General features: G+C 34.4%; 7 protein-coding genes. All 7 read left to right on the forward strand.

Annotated elements, in window-relative coordinates; all coding sequences use genetic code 11:
• Positions 1-59 precede the first annotated feature (59 nt).
• The 7 genes from xylE to HNQ00_RS00395 all read left to right on the forward strand — a co-directional run bounded on the left by xylE (position 60) and on the right by HNQ00_RS00395 (position 10,855).
• A complete protein-coding gene (gene xylE, locus HNQ00_RS00360) occupies positions 60-1,478 on the forward strand; it encodes a D-xylose transporter XylE (RefSeq protein ID WP_173835975.1) in 1,419 nt (472 codons plus the stop codon).
• A gap of 37 nt (positions 1,479-1,515) precedes the next feature.
• Entirely contained in the window at positions 1,516-2,169 is a 654-nt protein-coding gene (fsa, locus tag HNQ00_RS00365) for a fructose-6-phosphate aldolase (protein ID WP_173835977.1), read from the forward strand.
• Between the two features lie 2 nt (positions 2,170-2,171).
• Positions 2,172-3,014, forward strand: a complete 843-nt coding sequence (locus HNQ00_RS00370) for a transketolase (protein ID WP_173835979.1) — start codon at positions 2,172-2,174, stop codon at positions 3,012-3,014.
• 131 nt (positions 3,015-3,145) lie between these two features.
• Entirely contained in the window at positions 3,146-4,123 is a 978-nt protein-coding gene (locus HNQ00_RS00375; RefSeq protein WP_173835981.1) for a transketolase family protein, read from the forward strand.
• 231 nt (positions 4,124-4,354) lie between these two features.
• Positions 4,355-5,338 carry a Gfo/Idh/MocA family protein gene (locus tag HNQ00_RS00385; protein WP_173835985.1) on the forward strand — a complete coding sequence of 328 codons (984 nt, stop codon included), beginning with the start codon at positions 4,355-4,357 and terminating at the stop codon, positions 5,336-5,338.
• Between the two features lie 87 nt (positions 5,339-5,425).
• Entirely contained in the window at positions 5,426-6,400 is a 975-nt protein-coding gene (locus HNQ00_RS00390; RefSeq protein ID WP_173835987.1) for an aldose epimerase family protein, read from the forward strand.
• 291 nt (positions 6,401-6,691) lie between these two features.
• On the forward strand, positions 6,692-10,855 hold the full coding sequence (locus HNQ00_RS00395; RefSeq protein ID WP_254598401.1) for a hybrid sensor histidine kinase/response regulator transcription factor: 4,164 nt from the start codon (positions 6,692-6,694) through the stop codon (positions 10,853-10,855).
• Positions 10,856-11,352: the final 497 nt, after the last annotated feature.

An 11,352-nucleotide genomic window follows, 5' to 3' on the forward strand; every position in this document is an offset into this window, starting at 1 on the left:
AGTACACTTATATTCAACTACAATAAATTTTATAGCTAACCATTAATTAAAATAAATATATGTCAACAGCATCAAATTCTGCCTATCTATGGAGACTTACTTTAGTGGCAACACTTGGAGGACTTCTTTTTGGATATGATACAGCAGTTATTTCAGGAACAGTAAGTTCTTTAGAGAAATTCTTCGTACTCCCTTTCGGACTTTCAGAGGTGGCGTCTAATGCGCGACTTGGATTTTTAGTCTCTAGTGCATTAATAGGTTGTATCATAGGTGGTGTTTTTGGAGGAGTGATAAGCAAGAAATATGGTCGTAAAAACGGACTAATATTGGCTGCAGTTTTATTTCTAATTTCAGCTTTAGGTTCTGCAATGCCTGAGATGTTTGTAAAACCTATAGGTCAAGGTGACCATACTTTTTACAGTCTTTTCATAGTCTATAGAATCATTGGTGGAATAGGAGTGGGCTTAGCGTCGATGTTATCGCCTCTTTACATATCTGAAATTGCACCTGCACGTAATCGCGGGAAGTTAGTTTCAATGAATCAATTTGCTATTGTTTTTGGTATGCTAGTAGTTTATTTTGTTAACTATTTTATAGCACGTCAAGGTGATGCTACTTGGTTAAATGCAATTGGATGGAGATGGATGTTTGCTTCAGAGGTGGTGCCAGCTGTTCTCTTTTTAGTATTCTTATTTTCGGTTCCAGATACGCCTAGATCTTTAGTACTACAATCTAAACCCGAAAAAGCTTTGGATGTACTTATAAAAGTAAATGGTCCAGAAGAGGCTATCATGATATTAAATGACATTCAAAATACAGTCACTACGCATTCAGGTAAGTTGTTTTCTTACGGATTATCGGTGATTGTTATTGGTATTTTTCTTTCCGTTTTTCAACAATTTGTGGGCATCAATGTAGTATTATACTATGCGCCAGAAATTTTTAAAAGCATGGGGTCAGGAACAGATACGGCTTTGCTACAAACTATAATAGTAGGAGCAATAAATCTAATATTCACTGTTCTAGCAATTCAAACAGTTGACAAAATTGGTCGTAAGCCTTTAATGATTATTGGAGCACTAGGAATGGCCTTAGCAATGTTTGCGCTAGGTACAGCATTTTTTACACACTCTATGGGTGTCTTTGCATTAATTTGTATGCTTGTTTATGTTGCAGGATTTGCCATGAGTTGGGGTCCAGTAACTTGGGTTTTGTTAGCAGAAATTTTCCCAAATAATATTAGAGGTAAAGCATTAGCCGTGGCCGTAGCAGTGCAATGGGTAGCAAACTATCTTGTGTCTTGGTCTTTTCCTATAATGGATAAAAATAGCGAATTGATCGCATTGTTTAATCATGGTTTTGCCTACTGGGTTTATGGAGTTATGGGAATCTTAGCCATGCTGTTTGTTTGGAAATTTGTACCAGAGACTAAGGGGAAAACTCTAGAGGAAATGAACCAATTATGGGATAATAAATAAAAAAAATTAAACTAAAAACTAACTAAAATAACTAAAAATGAAATTTTTTATAGATACAGCAAATTTAGCTGAAATTGCAGAAGCACAAGCCTTAGGGGTTTTGGATGGAGTAACTACAAATCCATCGTTAATGGCTAAAGAAGGTATCACAGGTGCAGATAATATCTTGAAGCATTATGTGAAAATTTGCGAAATCGTGGACGGTGACGTATCTGCAGAAGTTATTGCAACAGACTATGAAGGAATGATTAGTCAAGGAGAAGAATTAGCTGCTTTGCACCCACAAATCGTGGTGAAATTACCAATGATTGCTGCAGGAATTAAAGCATGTAAATATTTCTCTGATAAAGGAATTAGAACGAATGTAACTCTTGTGTTTTCAGTAGGTCAAGCATTATTAGCGGCTAAAGCAGGTGCTACTTATGTATCGCCTTTCTTAGGAAGATTAGATGATATTTGTACCGATGGAATGGGTTTAATTGCCGAAATCAGACAAGTATATGATAATTACGATTTTGGAACGCAAATTCTTTCTGCTTCTGTTCGTAACACAATGCATGTAATCAACTGCGCTAAAGTTGGTTCAGATGTTATGACAGGTCCTTTATCTTCAATCACAGGATTATTAAAACACCCATTGACAGATAGCGGATTAGCACAATTTTTAGCCGATTACCAAAAAGGAAACTAAGTATGGAAATTTCACAATTACAAGATAATGTATCTCAAACCAGAAGAGATATTTTAAGAATGGTACACAAAGTAAACTCGGGACATCCTGGGGCTTCTTTGGGTTGTACGGAGTTTTTAGTAGCATTGTATAATGAACTAATGGAATTGAAACCAGAATTTGAAATGGTAGGTCAAGATGAAGACTTATTCTTTCTATCTAATGGTCATATTTCACCAGTTTTTTATAGTGTTCTAGCACGACGTGGTTATTTTCCTGTTTCGGAATTAAGTACTTTTAGATTATTAAATTCAAGATTACAAGGGCACCCAACAACTCACGATGGTTTACCTGGCGTACGTATTGCTTCAGGATCTTTGGGTCAAGGATTGTCTGTGGGGATTGGTGCAGCACAAGCAAAAAAACTAAATAAAGACACTAATTTAGTCTATACACTTCACGGTGACGGAGAATTGCAAGAAGGCCAAAACTGGGAAGCAATTATGTATGCTTCTGCCAAAAAAGTGGATAATCTTATTGCTACAATCGACTTTAACGGGCAACAAATAGATGGTTCTACAGACACTGTTTTGTGCATGGGAAGTTTGAAGGATAAATTTATTGCTTTTGATTGGGATGTGATCGAAATCAAAGAAGGAAATAATATCGAAGCAGTTATCGCTGGAATGAAAGATGCCAAATCAAGAACTGGAAAAGGAAAACCTGTTTGTGTTTTGTTGCATACCATGATGGGAAATGGTGTTGATTTTATGATGCATACGCACGCATGGCACGGAAAAGCACCTAGTGACGAGCAATTAGCAAACGCATTAGGACAAAATCCAGAAACTTTGGGGGATTATTAGAAAGTTTTCAGTCTCAGTATTCAGTCTCAAGTTCTTTGATTGCTACTTAAGTGCTGGGATGAGTGATCAGTTTTCAGATTGTCGCTAAAAATCTTTCTATTATTCTTTTTTTAATCTTTGAATTTACAACAATGAAAAAATATACATTTACCGAACAAAAAGACACGCGCTCTGGTTTTGGAGCAGGTCTTGCCGAATTAGGAAGAACAAATCCTAATGTTGTTGCACTTTGTGCGGATCTTATTGGTTCGCTTAAAATGGAAAAATTTATTGAAGAAAACCCAGAACGTTTTTTTCAAATTGGTATTGCCGAAGCAAATATGATTTGTATTGCAGCAGGACTTTCTATCGGTGGCAAGATTCCGTTTACAGGAACATTCGCCAACTTTTCAACAGGAAGAGTGTACGATCAAATTCGTCAATCTGTTGCGTATTCTGATAAAAATGTAAAAATTTGTGCTTCTCACGCAGGATTAACTTTGGGTGAAGATGGAGCAACGCATCAGATATTAGAAGATATCGGAATGATGAAAATGTTACCAGGTATGACTGTTATTAATACTTGTGATTACAACCAAACAGAAGCAGCTACTATTGCAATTGCTGAACACCACGGCCCTGTATACTTACGTTTTGGACGTCCAGTAGTGCCAATATTTATGCCTAAATATACCGATGTTGCAAACGAAAATAAATTTGTAATTGGAAAAGCTATTCAATTAACTGAAGGTACAGATGTAACTATTGTTGCAACAGGACATTTGGTTTGGGAAGCTTTACAAGCATCTGAGCAATTGGAAGCTATGGGAATTAGTGCCGAAGTAATTAACATTCATACTATTAAGCCTTTAGACGACGAAGCGATTTTAAAATCGGTTGCCAAAACAGGCTGTATTGTAACGTGTGAAGAGCACAATTATTTAGGTGGCTTAGGTGAAAGTGTCGCGGGATTATTGTCCTTGAATACACCGACACCACAAGAGTATGTGGCCACCAAAGATACTTTTGGTGAAAGCGGAACTCCAGCACAATTGATGGCAAAATATGGTTTGAATAGTGAAGCTATTTTAAAAGCCGTTCAAAAAGTAATGGCTCGTAAAAGTAAATAGCTAATAGCCATAAGGCAATAGGCAATAGCCAAAAGCTAACAGTTGAAAAGTCAAATGCCAATAGTCAAAAGCTAACAGTTGTAAGTTAAAAGTTGAAAGGCAATAGCTAATTGTCAAAAGCTAACAGTTGAAAGTCAATAGTTAAAAGTACAAATACGACAATGTTAGGTTGTATTGTGCTAGCAAATGCACTATCATATTTAGTAGCGATTATCAATTAACATTATCAAGATGAGCGAAAATAAAATCAAATGGGGCATTATAGGTTTGGGGAATATCGCTGAGCAATTTGCGCGTGATTTAGCTTTGGTTGAAAATGCACAGTTGTATGCTGTAGCATCTCGATCACTAGAAAAAGCGACCGAATTTGGTACTACGTTTAGTGCTGTAAAAAGCTACGGAGATTACGATTCGCTCCTTGATGATGATCAAGTTGATATCATTTATATTGCTACGCCACATGATTCGCATGCTAGTTTGAGCATACAAGCACTAAATGCAAAAAAGCATGTGCTTTGCGAAAAACCAATTGCGATCAACTTTGTACAAGCTTCGCAAATGATTACCGCTTCTAGAAAAAACAATCGTTTTTTTATGGAGGCTTTCTGGACCCGATTCAATCCTACTTTTACAGCTGTTTTATCAAAAATAAGAGCGGGTGAATTAGGGAAAATACAATACATAAATGCCGATTTTGGCTTTATAATGAACAATGGTCAAAACCGCCTAGAAGATGTGAATCTAGGCGGTGGATCATTATTAGACATGGGCGTTTATCCCTTGTTTTTATCCTATATGATTTTAGGGAAACCTGAAAACATTGCGGCATCTTCACTTTTTTATGAAGGCGGAGCCGACAAACAAACCACCATGCTTTTGAATTATCCAACAGCACAAGCGGTTTTACATAGTAGTTTTATCGCTAGAACCAACATGCATGCTACGATAAGCGGTGAAAAAGGACGTATTGTAATTGACCCTCTTTGGCATGAAGCTCAGAGTTATTCATTGTTTCAAGATGAGGTAGAAACAAAGTTTGATTTACCTACAAAAGGAAAAGGTTTTACCTATGAAATCGAAGAATGTCATAAATCTATCGCTGCTAATAAAATTGAAAGCGAAATGTGGTCACATCAAAATAGTTTGGACTTAATCACTATCGCAGACCAAGTGCGTAAAGAGGCGGGAATTGTTTACCCTGCTGATACTATTTAATTTATTAAAGGATTCACAGCAACGATGTAATTTTTGAAATTAGGATTACTAGTTCTATCAAAATAACTTACTATTAAAACTCATTAAATGAACACTCTGGCAGTATATACTCTAAAGAATAAAAACGGAATGGAACTTGAAGTTTCCAATTTTGGTGCGACAATTATTAGTTTAAAAGTTCCTAATAAATCAGGTACTGTGACTAATGTAGTCGTGGGTTTAGAAGAAGCTCAAGAGTATATCAAAGCACCTTATACTGATGTAACTCTGTTTTTAGGAAGTACAGTAGGTCGTTATGCTGGAAGAATATCTAAAGGGAAATTTGAAGTTGACGGCAAGGTATATCCGTTAGAACATAACGATGGTGTCCACTTGCACGGAGGGGAAGGATTTGATAAAAAGTATTGGGATTTAAAATCACAAACAGATAGTACCATTGTTTTGACGTATGTGAGTCCGCATTTAGAAAATGGATATCCTGGAGAATTAAAAGTAGAAGCCTCATTTGAAATCACGGATACTAATACTTTAAAAATTAGTTATTCAGCGATTACAGATCAGGCTACACCAGTTAATTTAACGATTCATCCTTATATAAATGTTAGCGGTTCAGGTACTGTTTTGTATCAAGAATTGTGGATTAATAGTATGCAACATCTAGAAGTTGATGCGCAATTAATTCCGTCAGGACGTATTTTAGAGTCGGTAAATACGGCTTTTGATTACACTGTTCCTTCAAAAATTAATAAACCTACATTTGGAGGCTTTGATGATACATTTGTGATGGGAGAGGGGCAGTTGAAAGCTAGTTTGTATTCATCTCAGTCTGGAGTTAAAATGAATGTCTACCATAATCAACCCGCAATGGTCATTTACACTCCCAAACAATTTCCTAATTTGAAATTCAAAAATAATTTGGGTGAAGGTGCTTTTCCGGCTGTTTGTTTTGAACCTCAAAACTTTCCTGACGCTCCTCATAATAGTCATTTCCCCAATTCCATTTTGCAACCCACTGAAACCTATCATAACGATATCGTATTAGAGTTTCAAGTAATACAATAAAAAGAGGAGCACTATCCCTAGGTTGTTAGATCAGTTTATCATTGGAAACGAGATTATGGAAATGAAATTTCTTAATTGATCAAAATTAAGGACTTAACTTTCGATAAAAAAGAAATTTATAGAGGAGCTACAAGTTTTTTTACAATGTTAAAATTAACTTAAAATAAGAATGCACTATTGTTGCTTATTCGAATCAGTTATTTGATATTTACCATCTCATGCATTTCCTCTAGGACATATTTATTTAATTAAAATTGATACTATAATTTTTAACCATCACTTATTTTGAAAATGATTAAAACGTTCCCATTTTTTAAGATACTCATCTTGTTTATCATGTTGAGTATAGTTACTAATGTGGCACATTCACAAAAATTGTATGAAGGTTATCAATTTATAAATATAAATGAGGGAATTTCTAAAAGAGGAGTTTCTTGTATTACTCAAGATCAATATGGGTATATGTGGATTGGTACTTTTGGTGCTGGTTTGTATAAATATGATGGATTAAGTTATACCGTTTTCGAAAATGATTGGCAAAAAGATAGTTCGATTATAAGCAACATTATCTATTGTACTTATGTTGATTCAAACAATAAATTATGGGTTGGTACTGATCAGGGATTGTGTTTTTACAATCGAGAACTCAATAAATTTGAAACTATTGATCTTAAAATAAAGCAATTAAAGGGCGGTAAAAGTGATGTTCCTGTAAAAAGTATCATTCAAGACAATTCAGGCAACTTGATTATTGGGACTTTCGGGAGAGGTATTTTGAAATTCAATTTAAAAACATCAATTATATCCTTTATAGATTCAGAAGTGGTCACTTATACTAATTATCAGGTAAATTGCTTTACTAAAGCAGTAGATGGTACTATTTACGTGGGAACTAGTTTTGGATTAAAGTCTTTGCAAGCTGGTTCTAAAATCGTGAAAAATGTGCGCAATGCAGCAGGAGAATCCCTGGTCAATGAGCATATAGAATCCATTGTTTTAGATCGAAAGCAAAATATATGGTTAGGAACTTTTTATAATGGATTAGTCAAGGTATCAAGAGATGTGACTGGATTTTCTAAGAATTCATTCCCAATAACTAAGAAACGAGTGATGGCCATGTTACAAGCTGAGGGCAATGCTATCCTATGTGCTACTGAAAATGACGGTTTGTTTCTTGTAGATATTCAAGGTGCTATTCTCAAAAAGTATTTGAATAATAAAACTGAAAACAACAGCTTAAAATCAAATTCAGTATGGTCCTTATTTTCTGACAAGGAAAACCGAATTTGGTTGGGGTATTACAATCAAGGCGTCGATGTATTTGATAAATTATACAGCAAATTTAATGCTATAGGTAGCAATCTTTATAACAAAGAAAATTCGCTGCAAGCGAGATCGGTAACAGGTATCGTTAAAGATAAAGTAGGGAAATTGTGGATTAGTCTTGAAGGCGGAGGCGTTGATTATTATGACCCAATTAAAAAATTAAACAAGCATGTCAACAGTAAAAACGCATCTTTTTTATCGGGTTTAAAAAGTGATGATATTCAAACTGTATTTTTAGATAGTAAAGAGAATGTGTGGTTAGGAAGTTGGGATGGCGGAATTTACTTCTTGAAGAAAGGATCCAATAATTTTGTGAATTATAACACTGGTAACACTGAAGGTATAGCCTCAAATAGAATGCTTAGTTTCTCTGAAGATTCTAATGGTATCATATGGATTGGTACTTATTTAAGAGGATTACATTACTATGTACCTTCCCAAAACAAATTTTACCATTGTGACTCGCCATCATTTTCATCAAATGGCTTGACAAATGGAGATGTTAGAAAAGTGCTGGTAGATTCAAATGATAGGATTTGGCTTGGTTCCACTTTGGGATTATTTTTAGTTACGCATGACAATAATTTCAAGTTTAAGGTCGTAGCATTAAAAAACCAAATGATGAAGGACAAGAAGATGCAAAAAAACCAGTCGGTTTTATCTTTGTACGAGTCCCAAAATAAAAAAATATGGATAGGAACAGATGGAGCCGGACTATTTAGTTTTAGCCCTTCAACAAATAATTTTGATTACTATTATAATTATAAGGGATTAGTAGAAAAGTCAGTTGCTGCGATTGTTGAAGATCAGGAAGGAGCAATATGGATTAGCGGAAAAGCTGGAATTACAAAAGTTGATTTGAAGAATAAAAATGCCGTAAATTTCACAAAAGACGACGGACTACTTGATAACGATTTCAATAATAATTCAGTTTTAAAAGATAAAAACGGCGATTTATACTTTGGTAGCTACGAAGGAATCAATTATTTCAATCCTAAACAAATTTCAAAAAGCGCAAAGCAACCGTTACTATATTTTAGTGACTTTAAATTATTCAATAAATCAGTTAGTCCTAATGATGTAGATTCTCCGCTTAGCAAAGTGATTTCAGAGACAGATCATTTAGTTTTGAAGTACGATCAATCAGTATTTACTATTGAATTTATAGGTTTAAATTATTCGCATCCTGGTAAAAACGAGTATGCTTATTATTTAGAAGGATTTGAAGAAGAATGGAATTTTGTGGGAGGAAAAAGAGCTGCTACCTATACCAATCTTCCTGCTGGAAAATACATTTTTAATGTTAAAGCATCCAAAAGAGGCGGTGTGTGGAGTGAAAAACCTTTGCAATTGCATATTGAGGTGTTGCCGCCATTCTGGCGCACGACTTTTGCTTATTTCTTATATTTATTGGCTTTTATCCTGTTATCTCTTTACATGAAGAAATTTTTGCAAAACCGATTTGAAGAGAAGCAAGCTATTCAATTTGAAAGGGACAAGGCCGTTCAAATCGAAAAATTAAATGCAAAGAAATTGCAGTTTTTTACCAATATTTCTCATGAATTTAGAACACCATTAACGTTGATTATTAATCCGCTAGAAGATATTTTAAAAAATAAAAGCTTTGGATTACCTGCTGAAGTTTTAAATAAATTGTTTGTTATTCACAAAAGTTCAGATCGATTGTCGCGATTGATTAATGAGTTAATGGACTTTAATAAACTACAGTTTAATAAAATGGCTTTGCATGTACAGCAAGTAGAGGTTGTGGGTTTTACCAAAAATATTGTTAGTTATTTTGAAGAAGAAGCTGCGAGTCGCGCTATTGATTTACAATTTGAATCTACTGTAGAATCGCTGCAGGACTGGTTAGACCCTAAAATGTTTGAAAAAATTATTTTCAATATTATTTCCAATGCATTCAAAGTAACTGCTGACAGCGGGAAAATAAAAGTAAGTATCAACGCATCACAAAAGATGATTTTTTTACCGCTTGCTAACACTCAAAACAAAGTAGAAACATTTGAAATAGCTATTGAAGATACCGGCGCAGGATTGAACAAGAAAGAGATCAAACGTATTTTTGATCGTTTTTACCAAGTGAACAATCTTAATAAAACCTATTATGGAAGTACAGGAATAGGGCTGGAGGTAGTGCGTGGTTTTGTTGAATTGCACAAGGGTAAGATTGAAGTAGATAGTACACTGGGTGTAGGAACGACATTTACCGTAGTGTTTCCGTTGGGAAATGAATATTTTACCGAAGCTGAAATTCTAGACGAGGAACATCAAGTAGTATTGAGAGAGTCGATTAAAAAAGCAGTGGTTGATGAAAAAGCAGCAAGCGATACAGTAGCCACTACAGCCGAAATTACGCACACGATATTAATCGTTGAAGATAATACCGAATTGCGAAATTACTTGAAAGACGAATTGAAAAAAAGTTATAAAGTAATTGTTGCCGAAAATGGTCAGAAAGGGTTTGAATTAGCTAAACAAAAATTGCCTGATTTAATTTTGACAGATGTGATTATGCCAGTAATGAATGGTCTTGAATTGTGTAAAGCGGTAAAAGCTGATTTAAAAACGAGTCATATTCCCTTGCTGATGCTTTCGGCAAAGGCTTTAGTTCAGGACAAGTTAGAAGGAATCGATTCTGGAGCAGACATGTACATGAGTAAGCCCTTTGATATGGATGTTTTAAAATCCAGTTTAGGGCAATTAATCAACAGCAGGCAAATCATGTTTGATAAATTTTATAAAGGAATCACCAAGAACACGAAAGAAAAGACAACTACTCTTGATAATGATTTTATACAAAAGACATTAACTTTTATTCATGAAAATATTAGTGACTCTGATTTGAGTGTGGAGGTTTTAGCTTCAAAAGTTTTTTTAAGTAGGAGTCAGTTGTACCGAAAAATTAAAACGTTGACAGGAGTTTCAGTAAATGAATTTATTCGAAATGTCCGATTGGAGAAAGCAAAAGAACTTATACAATTAGGAGATAGCAATATCAACGAAATAAGTTATATAGTGGGCTTTGCATCTCCATCCTATTTTACTAAATGTTATAAAGCAAAATATGGAGAACTACCCACAGATTTTGAAAAAAATAAATTAGATTGAGATTATAATCAAGTTGAATTCAATAAAAAAGAGCTCCATAAGGGCTCTTTTTTATTGAATTATTTCTAACCTATTTCGGTGGCTATAGTATACTAATTAGCGGTGTTTAAATCGTGATTTCAATCTGTGTTAATTTTCGATAAAAATCGGTAAAAATACAAGTGAAATGTTTTTACTGCCCTTGCTTATTCTGTATTTATTTAGCTGTTTTTTTTTACTTAATAAAATTACATTCGCTGTTGATTGATTATTCCGCATAAAATGGCTTTTTTGAATCAATATTCATAATATACCGTAATCAGTGGTCTCAAACGGCTTTGATGCATCAAATGAGCTATATTTTGCATCATTTGTTTTATACTGTAGGGGTGCTGTTCCTCTAATTTTGGCTCTGTAAACTAATTAATAAATACAAACTCATTTTTTAAGTAAACCATTAATAAACAAACTATGCGGGGAAAAATATTTTTTTTTATTTCTACAATAAGCTCTCAAAA

Source organism: Flavobacterium aeripolare (assembly GCF_013294025.1).
GTDB lineage: Bacteria > Bacteroidota > Bacteroidia > Flavobacteriales > Flavobacteriaceae > Flavobacterium.

Excerpts from the sequence above, each read along its gene's own strand:
- HNQ00_RS00370 (WP_173835979.1), top strand. The coding sequence starts at position 2,172 with ATGGAAATTTCACAATTACAAGATAATGTATCTCAAACCAGAAGAGAT.
- HNQ00_RS00390 (WP_173835987.1), top strand. The coding sequence starts at position 5,426 with ATGAACACTCTGGCAGTATATACTCTAAAGAATAAAAACGGAATGGAA.
- HNQ00_RS00395 (WP_254598401.1), top strand. The coding sequence starts at position 6,692 with ATGATTAAAACGTTCCCATTTTTTAAGATACTCATCTTGTTTATCATG.
- fsa (WP_173835977.1), top strand. The coding sequence starts at position 1,516 with ATGAAATTTTTTATAGATACAGCAAATTTAGCTGAAATTGCAGAAGCA.
- HNQ00_RS00385 (WP_173835985.1), top strand. The coding sequence starts at position 4,355 with ATGAGCGAAAATAAAATCAAATGGGGCATTATAGGTTTGGGGAATATC.
- xylE (WP_173835975.1), top strand. The coding sequence starts at position 60 with ATGTCAACAGCATCAAATTCTGCCTATCTATGGAGACTTACTTTAGTG.
- HNQ00_RS00375 (WP_173835981.1), top strand. The coding sequence starts at position 3,146 with ATGAAAAAATATACATTTACCGAACAAAAAGACACGCGCTCTGGTTTT.